The organism is Flavobacterium aquicola (genome assembly GCF_003385115.1).
Taxonomy (GTDB): domain Bacteria; phylum Bacteroidota; class Bacteroidia; order Flavobacteriales; family Flavobacteriaceae; genus Flavobacterium; species Flavobacterium aquicola.
The window spans coordinates 1-17,593 of the sequence record NZ_QUNI01000022.1 but is presented as its reverse complement, the minus strand read 5'-3'; the positions used below and the strand labels follow the sequence as shown (position 1 = coordinate 17,593).

Sequence of the window (17,593 nt, the reverse complement as noted above, 5' to 3'; positions counted from 1 at the left end):
AGATATTGTCTGCAATACTAACCAACAACTCTTGATAATGCAGCAGCATTCGATCTATTGTTGCTTTATCAAATAAAGCCGTGCAATAATTTATTCCTAACGAAATACCACTCCTGCTTTCTGATACACTAAGTATTATATCAAATTGAGCTGTAACAATATCAAAAGCGTAATTTGATAGTGCAACTCCTTGTATACCGACTCCTTGTTCCAGAGCTCCCTCAAAGTTTGATTCCATGTTTTGAAAATCAAACATTACCTGAAACAATGGTGTCGTGTTCGTATTGCGGGTAGTAATTACTCGATCTACAACCTTCTCAAAAGGTGTCAGTTGATTGTCATAACCCTCTAAAGTTGTTTGTTTTACCATTGTTAATAGATCCTTGAAACTAGGATCGCCACTTAAATCACTGCGAAGCGCTAAAGTATTGACAAAAAAGCCTATCATTCCTTCTAAATCCGATTGCGTTCGATTCGCAATTGGTGTTCCCACGCAAATATCGTCCTGTCCACTATAACGTGATAATAAAATCTTAAAAACAGATAACAATAACATAAACAGCGTAACACCTTCTTCCTGACATATAGTACTTAAAGAAGTTGCCAATTTCTGGTCTAACTCTAAAGAAATACCTGCTCCTGCGTTGCTCTGCGCAGAAGGACGAACATAATCTGTAGGTAATGATAACGAACTTATACCGGTTAATTTTGATTTCCAATAGGATAACTGACTCTCTAAAACAGCGCCTTCTAAATACTTGCGCTGCCAAATAGCATAATCTGCGTATTGTAAGCTAAGCTCCGGTAAAACTGCCGGACGACCAGACTGCAGAGCACTGTACAATTCCATAAACTCATTGGTCAAAATTCCCCCTGACCAGCCATCACTGGCAATATGATGGAAAACACAAGCCAGAACATACTTCTCATTTCCTAATGTATACAAACACGCTCGCAGCTTGTAATCTTTCGATAAATTAAAAGGTTTATTCAGGTAGCCTGCTATATTATTTTCTAATAATAACTCATTTGAGACAATTACTTTATCCAATGACCAATCTTCGGCACTGATAATTTTCTGATAACCGATTCCATTTTCTGAAAGAAGCATACTGCGTAAAACCTCATGACGCGAGATGATCTCATATAAGGTTTGTTCCAGTATCGATACATCTAATGCTCCTTCTAAACTAAGAACTATAGGAATGTGATATTCTGTACTGCCTTGCAATGCATCCAAAAACCATAGTCGTTCCTGACTAAATGATAAAGGAATACGAGCCGGACGCTCCTCTGCAACAATACCTGGCAATAAAACCCCTTCTGACTGTTTTGATATTTGAGTTCCTAATTCAGAAATCGTGGTATACTCAAAAACATCTCTAATAGAAATCTCTATTGATAACTCTCTACGAATCATAGATACCAAACGAGTCGCCAATAAACTATGACCACCCAATTCAAAAAAGTTATCATGAATTCCTACCTTATTAATCCCTAATATTTCCTGCCAGATTTCTGCTAACTGAGCTTCGGTTTCGTTACGCGGTGCTACATATTCTTTACTGGATAAATCTGAACTATCCGGATTTGGCAATGACTTCTTATCCAGCTTTCCATTACTGGTTAATGGCATCACTTCTAAAGTCACCCATAATTGGGGAACCATATACTCAGGTAAACTTAGTTTTAATTGGTTTTGTAATACTTCTTTATCGAAATCACCCTCAGGTACAACATAACCTACCAAACGTTTAGTTCCATGTGTATCTTCCTTAGCCAGTACACAACATTGTGTTACTCCCGCTAAAGAAGACAATACATTCTCAATCTCTCCCAACTCGATTCGATAACCACGGATTTTAACCTGATCGTCTTTTCTGCCGATATATTCTATATTTCCATCGGGTAACCAACGCGCTAAATCGCCTGTCTTATAAATTCGTTCGCCTTCTTTAAATGGATTTACTATAAACTTATCATTAGTTAATTCTTCCTGATTTAAATAGCCTCTGGCTACGCCTAATCCACCAATACACAATTCTCCAACAACTCCAATAGGTAAAAGATTCTCTCCTTCATTCATAATGTAAACCTGAGTATTATCAATAGGCTTACCAATAGGAATCTTAACCATTGGAGTTGAAGTATTTAATACTTTATAATTAGTAGCAACTACTGTAGTTTCTGTTGGCCCATAATTATTATAAATAGTAATATCACTTGGTTTATTTAAGTGTAACACATCACCTCCTGTTAAAACAATAATGTTTGGTAAAGAGATTTCTTTATCTATAAAACTTTCACACAATAATGTAGGCATGTAAGTATGCGTAATAGCATGCTCAATTAAAAAATTTGAAAATTTATCCAAATCGTAATGGAATTTTTCTGAAATAGGATATAAGCTGGCTCCAGAAAGCAAGTATGGATATATTTCCCAAACACTAGCATCAAAACCAACCCCTGAGAATAGAGTACCTCTACTTTGAGAAGTTACTGCATATACTGATTGATGCCAAAAACATAAATGAACCAAATTTCTATGCTCAATCATAACCCCTTTAGGTTTACCAGTACTACCTGAAGTATAAATAACATATGCCAAATTATCAGGGCTTGTATGTATTTTAGGTAAATCATCAGAATACGTAGAGCTATCTTTTTTGAATGTTTCCAATAATAGAGTATCTACAATAATGCTACAATTACTATCTTCCTTTATATATGTTATTCTTTCTTCTGGGAAATTTGGGTCAATTGGTACATAAGCTGCACCTGTTTTCAATATAGCAAGAAACGAAATAATTAACCATTCACTGCGATCCAGAACTACTCCTATTAGAGTATCTGCGCTAATATTTTTATTAGACAATAAATAATGAGCTAACTGATTGGAACGTTGATCTAATTTTTTGTAAGTTAACTCTTCTTCTTCATGAACAACTGCGACAGTATTTGGCGTTCGTTTAACCTGTTCGGAGAACAAATCTACTAGCGTCTTATCTAATGGATAGGCAACATCCGTATTATTGAAAACATCCAATAATTGGTGTGATTCTTCTTTGGTAAGCATCGCTAAACTACTTATAGGTTGCGAGATATTGTTTGCAACACTAACCAACAGCTCCTGATAATGCAGCAACATTCGGTCTATTGTTGCTTTATCAAATAAAGCTGTGCAATAATTTATTCCTAATGAAATGCCATTGTTATTCTCTAATACACTAAAAGCTAAATCAAACTTTGAAGTAACGGTATCCAACTCGTATCCTGAAATTGTAATATCATTTAAACCTCTGTCTTTTTCTTCAAAATTATCACCCTCATTTTGTAATGAAAATAAAACCTGAAATAATGGAGTCACATTCATATCTCGGGTCGTAATCACCCGATCTACTACTTTTTCAAAAGGTGTCAGCTGATGGTCATAACCTTCTAAAGTGGTCTGTTTTACTTTTGACAATACATCCTTGAAACTAAGATCACCACTTAAATCAGTGCGAAGTGCCAGCATGTTTACAAAAAAGCCAATCATTCCTTCTAACTCTGATTGCGTTCTATTCGCAATTGGTGTTCCTACGCAAATATCGTCCTGTCCGCTATATCGGGATAACAATACCTTAAAGGCTGATAGCAATAACATAAACAGCGTCACACCTTCTTCTTTGCATATAGAATTTAATGAATTTCTCAAGTTATGGTCTAGTTCTAAAGAAACATTAGCTCCTTCATTGCTTTGCACAGAAGGACGAATATAATCCGTAGGTAAAGACAAGGTAGTTACGCCTCTTAGTTTTGCTTCCCAATAGGATAACTGATTCTCTAAAACCTCACCTTCTAAATACTTGCGCTGCCAGATGGCATAATCTGCATATTGTAAACTAAGCTCCGGCAGATCAGGAGTTTTGTTTGATTGGAAGGCACTGTACAATTCCATAAATTCATTGGTCAGGATTCCTTCTGACCAGCCGTCACTGGCAATATGATGGAAAACGCAAGCTAAAACATACTTATCATTCCCTAATGTATACAAACACGCTCGCAGCTTAAAATCTTTCGATAAATCAAAAGGTTTATTTACGTAGTCTGCTATGTTATTTTCTAATGATAAATCATCTGATACAATTGCCTGATCCAATGACCAGTCCTCAGCGCTTATAATTTCCTGATAACCGATTCCGTCTTCTGATAAAAGCATACTGCGTAAAACCTCATGACGCGCAACGATCTCCTGTAAGGTTTGTTCCAGTATCGATACCTCTAATGCTCCTTCTAAACTAAGAACTATAGGAATGTGATATTCGGTACTGCCTTGCAATGCATCCAAAAACCATAGTCGTTCCTGACTAAATGATAAAGGAATACGCACAGGACGATTTTCTACTACAATTGTTGGTAATAAAACCCCTTCTGACTGGGCTGATATATGAGTTCCTAATTCAGAAATCGTGGTATGTTCAAATACTTCTCGAATAGAAACTTCTATATGTAACTCCTTTCTAATCATTGAAACTAAACGCGTAGCCAGTAGACTATGACCACCCAATTCGAAGAAATTATCATGAATTCCTACTCGTTCTACGCCTAAGAGATTCTGCCAGATTACTGCTAACTGCACTTCTGTTTCATTGCGTGGTGCTACATATTCTTTGCTCGATAATTCTGAACTATTCGGATCTGGCAATGACTTCTTATCCAGCTTTCCATTAGAAGTTAATGGCATTTCTTCTAAAGTCACCCATAATTGAGGAACCATATACTCCGGCAAGCTTAGCTTTAATTGGTTTTGTAATACTTCTTTATCGAAATCATCTTCAAATACAATATAACCAACCAGACGCTTGCTGCCGTTTGTATCTTCTTTAGCCAGTACACAACATTGTGTTACTCCCGCTAAAGAAGATAATATATTTTCGATCTCACCAAGCTCAATTCGATAGCCACGGATTTTAACCTGATCATCTTTTCTACCGATATATTCTATAATACCATCTGGTAACCAACGGGCTAAATCGCCTGTCTTATATACTCGTTCACCTTCTTTAAATGGATTCTTTATAAATTTTTCAGATGTAAGTTCAGGTTGGTTTAAATAACCACGACCTACACCTACTCCACTAACCCATAACTCTCCTACTATACCTATTGGACACAAATTATCAAAGACATCCACTACATACAAAGACATATTGGCTACTGGTTTCCCAACAGGAACAACAACACTTTTTGGGGATTCTCTCATAATATGAAGACTAACATCATCGGATGCTTCCGCCGGACCATAGGCGTTTACTACAGGAATAGCAGGATATAAAGAAAACCACGATCGTAATAACGATCCCGTAGCTGCCTCTCCGGTAATTAAAAAATAATGTAAATCTTCTAAACCTTTCCTTGAACCTGTTTCTAATAAACTTAACAAATAGGAAGGAACCAATTGAAGATGTGTAACTTGATATGTCGATAAAGCTTCTTGAAAATCATAGGTATCCAAAATCATGTGTTCATTATAAATAGCTATACGAGCTCCACATAACAAACCACTTAATAATTGCCATACTGAAATATCAAAGGTGAATGGTGCTGTAAAAGCTACAACACTATTACTATCAATATCTAACTCATCTACCATTACTAAAAGGTGATTTAATAAACCACAATGATCAATCATTGCTCCTTTAGGAACGCCAGTACTACCTGAGGTATAAATTACATAACTCAAAGAATTAGGTGAGTAAGATAAATCTAATGAACCAACTGAATAATTATTATATACAGCAGAAGAACCTTCTAATACTATCGTAGTGACATCTAATAATAAAGGGTTCAAAACATCCTTTGCAGAGCTATCAGTAAGCAACAAACTACATCCAATATCCCGAACAATATAAGAGATACGAGTGGTTGGATAATCTGGCTTGATTGGAACATAAGCTCCTCCTGATTTTAAGATTCCAAGTATACCTACGAGCATTTCCAGGCTTCGCTCCAGACAAATAGCCACAAGATCATCCGGCTGTACGCCTTGTTCACGTAAATAATGCCCCAACTGATTCGAACGCTCATCTAATTCTTTATAAGTCAGCTCTTCCTGTTCATAAACAACTGCGATAGCATCTGGTGCCCGTTTAACCTGTTCTTCGAATAAATCTACTACGGTTTTATCTAATGGATAAGCAACATCAGTGTTATTGAAAACATTCAATAATTGATGTGATTCTTCTTTGGTAAGCATCGCTAAACTGCTTACAGACTGCGTGATATTGCTTGCAATACTAACCAACAACTCTTGATAATGCAGCAGCATTCGGTCTATTGTTGCTTTATCAAATAGGGCTGTGCAATAATTTATTCCTAATGAAATACCATGGTTACTCTCTGATACACTAAATGTTAAATCAAATTGAGCTGTAACCATATCTAAAGCGTAATTTGACAGGGTAACTCCTTTTATAGCGGCTTCTTGTTCTACAACTTCCCCAGAGTTTGATTCTATATTTTGAAAATCAAACATCACTTGGAACAACGGTGTCACACTCATATCACGGGTCGTAACCACCCGATCTACAACCTTTTCAAAAGGTGTTAACTGATGGTCATAACCTTCCAGAGTTGTCTTCTTCACTCTTGACAACAAATCTCTAAAACTCGGGTTGTCGCTTAAATCACTGCGAAGTGCTAAGGTATTGACAAAAAAACCAATCATTCCTTCTAATTCTGATTGGGTACGATTCGCAATTGGTGTTCCTACACAAATATCATCCTGACCACTATATCGGGATAACAATACTTTAAAAGCTGATAACAATAACATAAACAGCGTCACGCCTTCTTGTTGACAGATAGATTTCAATGAGTCTCTCAGCTCTTTTCCTAATTCTAAAGAAACACTAGCTCCTTCATTGCTTTGCACAGAAGGACGAACATAATCCGTTGGTAAAGACAAGGTGCTTACTCCACTTAATTTTTCTTCCCAATAGGATAACTGATTCTCTAAAACCTCGCCTTCTAAGTACTTGCGCTGCCAGATGGCATAATCTGCGTATTGTAAACTAAGCTCTGGCAGATCAGGAGTTTTATTTGATTGAAAGGCATTGTACAATTCCATAAACTCATGGGTCAGGATTCCACCCGACCAGCCATCACTGGCAATATGATGGAAAACGCAAGCCAAAACATACTTCTCATTCCCTAATGTATAGAAACACGCTCGCAGCTTAAAATCTTTCGATAAATCAAAAGGTTTATTTACGTAGTCTGCTATGTTATTTTCTAATGATAAATCATCTGATACAATTGCCTGATCCAATGACCAGTCCTCAGCGCTTATAATTTCCTGATAACCAATTCCGTCTTCTGATAAAAGCATACTGCGTAAAACCTCATGACGCGCAACGATCTCCTGTAAGGTTTGTTCCAGTATCGATACCTCTAATGCTCCTTCTAAACCAAGAACTATAGGAATGTGATATTCAGTACTGCCCTGTAGCTGATCCAAAAACCATAATCGTTCCTGACTAAACGATAATGGGATACGCACAGGGCGATTTTCTACTACAATACTTGGTAATAAAACACCTTCTGACTGGGCTGATATATGAGTTCCTAATTCAGAAATCGTGGTATAGGCGAAAATATCAGCAATTTCAATCTCTTTGGACAGTTCTTTACGGATCATGGAAACCAATCGAGTAGCCAATAAACTATGACCACCCAATTCGAAGAAATCATCATGAATCCCTACTTGTTCTATGCCTAACAGATTCTGCCAGATTTCGGCTAATTGTCTTTCTGTTTCGCTGCGTGGTGCTACATATTCTTTACTGGATAAGTCTGAGTTATCCGGATCTGGCAATGATTTCTTATCCAGCTTTCCATTACCGGTTAATGGCATCGCATCTAATGTCACCCACAATTGGGGAATCATATACTCTGGTAAGCTTAGCTTTAATTGGTTTTGCAATACTTCTTTATCGAAATCACCCTCAGGTACAACATAACCAACCAGACGTTTGCTGCCAATTGCATCTTCCTTAGCCAGTACACAACATTGTGTTACTCCATCTAAAGATGACAAGATATTTTCAATTTCGCCCAACTCGATTCGATAACCGCGGATCTTAACCTGATCATCTTTTCTGCCCAGATATTCTATATTTCCATCTGGCAGCCAACGCGCTAAATCCCCTGTCTTATAAATTCGTTCTCCTTCCTTAAATGGATTCTCTATAAACTTCTCTCTCGTTAAATCATCTCTATTCAAATAACCTCTCGCTACCTGAACACCTCCTACACACAATTCCCCGATTACTCCTATTGGTAATAACTCTAATCTCTCGTTTACGATGTAGATAGTAGTATTGGCTATAGGACGACCTATATCAATACGATCTAAGGATTGATAGTTTGTAACATCCAATACCGTACAGCCAATGGTAGATTCGGTAGGACCATATTCGTTAAATAATTTAACCGATGGATCTAATTCTCCTAAATTAGACAGATCCCAATGGGTTAATTGTTCCCCGCCGATAATGAATCTTTTTATTTGAGAATGACCTAAATCCCTGAAAAATGACAAATGCGCTGGTGTTAATTTTATCGACGTAACAGCATCATTTAAAGCAATAGACTTCAATACGGAACTAACATCGTTATCCTTGTAAATATGCAATTGACCTCCTGTTAAAAGGGTTAAATAAATACTGGTCTGTGTTAAATCAAATGATAAGGAACTAAATAATGGGAAACTCTGACTAGTGTCTCCTTCTCCATAATGTGATATACCATACAATAAATAGTTTACCAAACTACCATGTTCTATCATTACTCCTTTTGGATTACCTGTACTTCCTGAGGTATAAATTACATATGCCAAATCCGAAGATTGGACACCATTGGTTTTTAAAGCCGGGAATGAGGAAACTTGGTTTAATACACTCTCAAATTCTACGTCGATAGAAAAAACAGGAACTGCATATTCTATCACATCAAATAAGCTTTCTGACTCTATGATTAATAATTTTATATGAGCGTCATTGACAACAAAAAATTTACGATTCTCTGGATACTCTTTATCGATAGGAAGATAACAAGCACCTAATTTTAAAATCCCAAGTATTGAAATAATAGACCAGGTACTTCGATCTAACATTAAACCTACAATATCATTGGAACTCAAATCATAGTGCTTTTGTAAATAAAGCGCCAAGTGAGTCGATTTCTCATCTAATTCTTTATAACTTAATTCTTCATTTCCATAAACAACTGCGATAGCATTTGGGGTCTTTTTTACCTGCTCTGTAAATAAATCTACTATAGTTTTATCTAATGGATAAGCAACATCAGTATCATTAAATTCATATAATAATTGATTCGCTTCTTGTGAAGTAAGCAGCGACAGACTGCTTATTGGTTGCGTGATATTGCCTGCAATACTAACCAGCAGCTCCTGATAATGCAGCAGCATACGGTCAATCGTAGCTTTATCAAATAAAGCTGTACAATAATTTATTCCTAATGAAATGCCATTGTTACTTTCTGATACATTAAGTGTTAAATCAAATTGTGAACTTTCCACTTGGGTATCGTATGATGATAAGGTCACGCCTTCTAAAGCTGCATCTTTACTTTCTTCACTATTCTGTAAAGAAAACAATACCTGAAACAGCGGTGTTATGCTCATATCACGGCTCGTAATCACCCGATCTACTACTTTCTCAAAAGGTGTTAACTGATGGTCATAACCCTTTAAAGTCGTCTGCTTCACTCTTGACAATAATTCTTTGAAACTAGGGTCACCGCTTAAATCACTGCGAAGTGCCAGCATGTTTACAAAAAAGCCAATCATTCCTTCTAACTCCGATTGCGTTCGATTCGCAATTGGTGTTCCTACACAAATATCATCCTGTCCACTATATCGGGATAACAATATCTTGAAAGCAGATAACATTAGCATAAACAGCGTTACTCCTTCTTCCTGACAGATAGAACTTAATGAATCTCTCAGATCTTTTCCTAACTCTAAAGAAACATTCGCTCCTTCATTACTTTGCACAACAGGACGAACATAATCTGTTGGTAATGACAAGGTGCTTACCCCTTTTAATTTTTCTTCCCAATAGGATAACTGATTCTCTAAAACTTCACCTTCTAAATACTTGCGCTGCCAAATAGCATAATCTGCATATTGTAAGCTAAGCTCTGGTAAATCAGGAGTTTTATTTGATTTGAAAGCGTTATACAATTCCATAAACTCATTGGTCAGAATTCCACCCGACCAGCCATCACTAGCAATATGGTGAAAAACACAAGCCAGAACATACTTCTCGTTCTCTAATGTATACAAACACGCTCGCAGCTTATAATCTTTTGATAAATCAAAAGGTTTATTCACATAGTCTGATATATTATTCTCTATTAATAACTCATCTGATACAATTGCTTGATCCAATAACCAGCTTTCTGCGCTGATAATTTCCTGAAAACCGATTCCGTCTTCTGACAAAAGCATACTGCGTAAAACCTCATGGCGCGAAACAATCTCCTGTAAGGTTTGTTCCAGTATCGATACCTCTAAGGCTCCTTCTAAACTAAGAACTATAGGAATGTGATATTCTGTACTGCCTTGCAAGGCATCCAAAAACCATAGCCGTTCCTGACTAAACGATAAAGGAATACGAGCCGGACGCTCCTCTACAACAATTCCCGGTAATAAAACTCCTGCTGACTGTTTTAATATATGAATTCCTAATTCAGAGATCGTGGTATGTTCAAATACTTCACGGATAGAAACTTCTATCATCAAATCCTTTCGGATCACGGAAACTAAACGAGTCGCCAGTAAACTATGACCACCCAATTCAAAGAAATTATCGTGAATTCCTACTTGTTCTAATCCTAACAAATTTTGCCAGATTTCGGCTAATTGTGTTTCTGTTTCGTTGCCTGGTGCTACATAATCTTTGCTGGATAAGTCTAAACTATCAGGATCCGGTAATGCGTTTTTATCCAGCTTTCCATTAGAAGTTAAAGGGAATTTCTCTAACCCTATCCAAAGCATAGGAACCATATACTCTGGCAGGCTTAGTTTTAATTGTTCTTGTAATCTCCCTTTGTCTAATGCGCCTTCCAAAACCACATAACCAACCAGACACTTACTGCCGCCAGCATCTTCCTTAGCCAGTACACAACACTGTGTTACTCCTGGTAAAGAAGATAATACATTCTCGATCTCACCCAGCTCTATTCGATAACCGCGGATTTTAACCTGATTGTCTTTCCTGCCAATAAACTCAATATTACCATCAGGTAACCAGCGTGCTAAATCGCCTGTCTTATAAATTCGTTCACCTTCATTAAAAGGATTCGCTATAAACTTTTCTTGAGTTAATTCATCTTGATTCAAATAACCTCGGGCTACCTGAACTCCACCAATATACAACTCTCCTATTACACCTATCGGCAATAAAATATTTGACGTATCAAGAATATAAATATTTGTATTATTTAGAGGTTTACCTATATTAGTATTTAAATCTCCGTCTTTAAAATCATGCATTGTAGCACATACAGTACACTCTGTAGGCCCATATCCATTGACTAATAGTTGTGTATTACTCCATTCCTTTAGCGTATTGTATGATGAAACTCCACCTCCAATATGAACGCTTTTCAAAGCTGGTAATTCTTCCCATCCCAACTGTCCAAATAGATCTGAAGGTATTGTTAGATGGTTTATTGCATTACTTTTAATATAATCGACAAGTGTCGCTCCATTTTTAATCTCATCATCAATTATATGTAAACTGCTCCCTGAAATTAACGATGGATAGATTTCAGAAACTGATGCATCAAATGATACAGAAATTAGCTGAGAGCATATCGTGAATTGATTGATATCAAAAGTATTGATTATGTTAAAGCATAAATTTATAACTGAACTATGCTCCACCATCACTCCTTTGGGCTTTCCTGTTGTTCCTGATGTGTAAATAACATATGCTAAATCATCTGCTTTCAGAACTATTTCAGGTAAACTATCAGGATATTTAGAAATGTCTTCTTTGAATGAATCTAAGAATAACGTATCTATGATAATACTACAGTTACTATCTTTTTTAATATATTTTTTTCTTTCTTCGGGATAATTAGGATCTATTGGCACATAAGCCGAACCCGTTTTTAATATTGCTAAAAACGAAATAATTGACCAATCACTGCGATCTAAAGTTACTCCAATATAATTATCTACATTACTTTTAATACTAGATAATAAGTAATGTGCCAATTGATTTGAGCATTTACTTAACGCGCTGTAACTTAATTCTTTTTCTCTATAAACTATAGCTATAGCATCTGGAGTACGCTCAACTTGTTCTTCAAATAAATGTATTAGAGACTTATTTAAAGGGTAGGATATTTGTGTATTATTAAAAACATCTAATAGTTGATGTTTTTCTTCTCTTTGTAATATATTTAAAGCATCAATATTTACTTCTTCTTCACTTGTTGCTCCTTCTATGAGCTGAATTAATGCTTGCTCCATATATGCAAGTATGCGATCAGCACTTAGACTTTTATCTACTAATACTTTTAATCCAAAATCAACACCAAAATCATCTATACTTAAATTAAATGGATAATTTGTTCGTTCATGACTTCCAATAAGCGTTATACCTAAATCAATATCTCTAGCATTATTTTCTTCAGATGAAGATAATAAGGAATGACGATAATTTAATAAAGCACTGAATAAAGCCATCTCATTGGAGATATTACTCCAATGATGAATATCAGATAAAGGTGTTTGTTCGTAGGATAATAATTCTTCTAATCTTACCTTGACTTCCTGCAAATATTCTTTGACACTTCCTTTTAATTTCAACGCAACCGGAAGTGTATTAATAAATAAACCTAAAGAATCAGCGGCCCCAATAGAGCCTTGCAAACGCCCTGAAAATAAAGAGCCAAAAACAGCATACTCTTTATTACTGCATCTAGCTATAACTAAACCAAAAGCAGCATGAAATAATACTGCAGGACTCATACTAAGTTTAATACAGGTATTACGCAATGATGCACTTACATCTTGAGAGAGCATACTAGTGGACTCTTCGATACCTGTACCATCACCTAAAACATTGGATAGATTAAATGGATAGGTTGGTTCTTCTATTCCATCAAATAAAGATTTAAAATAAAATTCCCCGTCATCGATTGATTGTGCATGTAACGTGTGACCAATAAAATCCCGGTATAAAACAGGCGTTGGAAGATTTGTTCCTTCTCCTGATAGATACAACATCATTTCCTCTGTAATAACTTCTAAACCAACATGATCCATTATTAAATGATGTTGATATATTATTAAGTAATAACATCCATTAATTGGATCATCAGCTGATTTCAGTTCTAATAATGGAGCTTTTGAAATGTCCATCCAATGACTACCAGAAGCTATAAGCAATTCCAATTGTGGTAAAATAGCTTTGGACTCCTCTAAATCTAAATCATCTAATGCTAATTTTGCTTCTCGCAATACTACTTGAACAGCATTGGGTAAACCATCACTTAAAAAAAAAGTACGTAAAACATCATGACGGTTCACTACAAATTGTAATGCCTCGATAAAAGCTACTCGCTTTGCTGAATCAGAAAATGACAGCAAAGTTGGAACAATGTAGAGGTCTCCCTGGGCAGGATTGCTCATTAAATTATGAAAATGAATTCCTGCTTGTAAGGGAGATAATGGATAGATGTCTTCAATATTTGAAACACCACCCGGAACCATTGTCACTATTTTATCTAAATCATTTTGATTAAAATCAACTAACAATGGCACCATTGATGGAATAATGCGGTCACTTGTATTTTTAATTCCATTAGGTGGAATACTATAAACTAAAGATGTGGAAGATAACTTATCACTGATTGAAGCTATCGTAGGACCAGCAAAAATATCTTTGACTTTTATATGAAAATCCAGCGCTTGCAAGCGAGATATTAATTGAACAACTAATAAACTATGTCCCCCAAGCTCAAAGAAATCATCATAGATTCCTATATTTTCTATACCCAATAATCCCTTCCAGATAGTTACTAATTGATTCTCTGTTTCGTTACGAGGAGCAATATATTTACTGGTTGACAACTCTGAGTTCTCTGGATCTGGTAATGACTTTTTATCTAATTTTCCATTACTGGTTATTGGCATCTTTTCTAATGATATCCAAATCATAGGAATCATATATTCAGGCAAATGTAGCTTCAATTGTTCTTGCAGCACTTCTTTATCTAATACACCTTCCATAACCACATAACCTACCAGACGCTTAGTGTTATTTACATCTTCTTTGGCCAAAACACAACACTGTCTAACCCCTGATAATGCTGATAATACATTTTCAATTTCTCCTAATTCAATACGGTATCCTCGAATCTTAACCTGATCATCTTTTCTACCTAAATACTCAAGATTACCATCTGGTAACCAGCGTGCTAAATCTCCTGTTTTATAAATTCGGCCTCCTTCTATAAAAGGATTGTTTATAAACTTTTCCTGGGTTAATTGTTCAAGGTTTAAATAACCTCGTGCTACTCCAGCTCCTCCAATACATAACTCACCAACTACTCCAACAGGCAAAAGATTATGTTCCTCATTCATAACATACACCTGAGTATTATCAATAGGTTTTCCAATGGATACAATATTTTTCATATCTCCTTGGAAAGTTGTAGAACAAATACTTGCTTCTGTAGGCCCATAGGCATTAACATAATTGTAATGCTGAGAAAATGTCTTCGCTAATTCTAAAGGTATTGACTCTCCCGCAGTAACTAGAGTGGTAATACTTTTTATATCTTCAACCGACAATAATTGTAAAAATGCTGGTGGTAACGTTGCAAAAGTAATTGCATTATTTGCTATAAAGTTTCTAAAAGAGACAATGTCTGATTTTGCTTCTTCTTTTATGATACATAAACGACTACCACTCAAAAGGGAAATACAAATCTCCCAAATAGAGGCATCAAATGAAATACTTGCAAATTGTAGACAGGTATCTTTATTGGTAATTGAAAAAGCAGAAATTTGAGATAGTATTGTATTTACGATACTTCTATGTTCAATCATTACCCCTTTCGGTTTCCCAGTACTACCTGATGTATAAATTATATATGCTAAATCAGCAGGTCCTACAACAATTTCAGGTAAATCATTAGAATATTTAGAACGATCCTTTTTGAATATTTCCAGTAATAAATCATCTACGATGACAGAACAGTTACTATCTTTCTTTATATATTCTTTTCTTTCTTCGGGATGGTTAGGATCTATTGGAACATAAGTTGCTCCTATTTTTAATATTGCTAAAAATGAAACAATTATCGAATCACTGCGATCTAAAACTACTCCAATTTGACTACCTCCACTTATATCATTAATAGATAATAAATAGTGTGCCAATTGGTTTGAGCGTTGATCCAACTCCTTATAATTTATTTTCTCGTCTTCATAAACTACTGCTATAGCATCTGGTGTTTGTTTAACCTGTTCGGTAAACAAATCTATTAGCGTCTTATCTTTGGGATATGTAACATTTGTATCATTAAATTCATATAATAATTGATACTCTTCTTTTGTTGTAAGTATAGATAAATTGCTTATCGGTTGGGTGATATTGCTTACAATACTAACCAGCAGCTCTTGATAATGCACCAGCATTCGATCTATTGTTGCTTTATCAAATAAAGCGGTACAATATAGTATATTGAATGAAATATGATCACCACTTTCAGAAGCATTTAATACTAAATCAAATTTAGAAGTAACCGTATCAAACTCATATCCTGATAACGTAACACCTTCTAAGGTTTCCCTATTTTCTCCAGATATATTAGATGCGTTCTGTAATACAAATAACACCTGAAACAATGGTGTCATACTCATATCACGAGTTGTAATCACACGATCTACAACCTTTTCAAAAGGTGTTAGCTGATGGTCATAACCTTCCAAGGTTGTCTGCTTTACTCTTGACAATAATTCCTTAAAACTAGGATCGCCGCTTAAATCACTGCGAAGTGCTAAAGTATTGACAAAAAAGCCAATCATTCCTTCTAATTCCGATTGGGTACGATTCGCAATTGGTGTTCCTACACAAATATCGTCCTGTCCGCTGTAACGAGATAATAAAATCTTAAAAGCAGATAACAATAACATAAACAGCGTAACACCTTCTTTTTGACAAATAGAACTTAATGAGTTACTCAGCTCTCTTTCTAATTCTAAAGAAACACTAGCTCCTGCATTGCTCTGCACAGAAGGACGAACATAATCCGTCGGTAAAGACAAGGTGCTTACACCACTTAATTTTGTTTCCCAATAGCTTAACTGATTATCTAAAACCTCGCCTTCTAAACACTTGCGCTGCCAGATTGCATAATCTGCGTATTGTAAACTAAGCCCCGGTAAAACTGCCGGACGACCGGACTGCAGAGCACTGTACAATTCCATAAACTCATTGGTCAGGATTCCCTCTGACCAGCCATCACTGGCAATATGATGGAACACAATTGCCAGGACATATTGATTGTTCCCCAGACCATACAAGCAAGATCGTAACTTGTAATCTTTCGATAGATCAAAAGGACGCATCAGATAATCTTGCAGAGTACTTTCCAGCATTGATGCATTTCCTATTTCTAATTGATCTAATGACCAGCTTTCCGCGCTTATAATTTCCTGATAACCGATTCCATCTTCTGATAGAAGCATACTGCGCAAAACCTCATGACGCGAAACAATTTCCCGTAAGGTTTGTTCTAGTATCGATATATCTAATGCTCCTTCTAAACGAAGAACACTAGGGATGTGATATTCGGTACTGCCTTGTAACTGATCCAAAAACCATAGTCGTTCCTGACTAAACGATAAAGGAATCTGTTTGATGGAATCTCGATCGTAAGGAGTAACTTTTGATAAAGTACTTTTTCTGTTTTTTACTTGACGTCCCTCAATAAATTCAACTATATGAATTTTATTATCTTTTATTTTTTGTAATAAATCGGCATCAATAGTAGTAGCTGATTTAATTGTTAAGCTGCCCTCATTTACTCCTATTTTTACTTTTTTATTATAAGCTTCTTTTAAAATACTTAAAACTTCTACATTCATGTTTAAAAATTATATTTCAATAGTTATATTGTAGTTTTCTTTATCTTCCTGATCATCATTAAAATCCTGTTCAAAAAATTCAATAAGAGATGATAGCTCTACAATTGTTGTATGTTCAAATACTTCACGGATAGAAACTTCTATGCGTAACTCCTTTCGGATCATTGAAACTAAACGCGTGGCCAATAAACTATGACCACCCAATTCGAAGAAATTATCATAAACTCCTACTCGTTCTACGCCTAAGAGATTCTGCCAAATTTCGGCTAACTGCGCTTCGATTTCATTACGCGGAGCTACATATTCTCTACTGGATAAGTCTGAACTATCAGGATTGGGCAATGACTTCTTATCCAGCTTTCCATTACCGGTTAATGGCATCGCATCTAATGCTACCCATAATTGAGGAACCAT

Annotated in this window: 2 protein-coding genes; both read right to left on the bottom strand. The window is 35.8% G+C overall.

From position 1 onward, the window contains the following. Window positions 1-17,179 (bottom strand): non-ribosomal peptide synthetase (locus C8P67_RS21255; protein WP_115815211.1); only part of this gene is annotated, 17,179 nt, incomplete at its 3' end. A 9-nt stretch (window positions 17,180-17,188) separates the two neighbouring features. Then, window positions 17,189-17,593 (bottom strand): phosphopantetheine-binding protein (locus C8P67_RS21250; protein WP_115815210.1); only part of this gene is annotated, 405 nt, incomplete at its 5' end.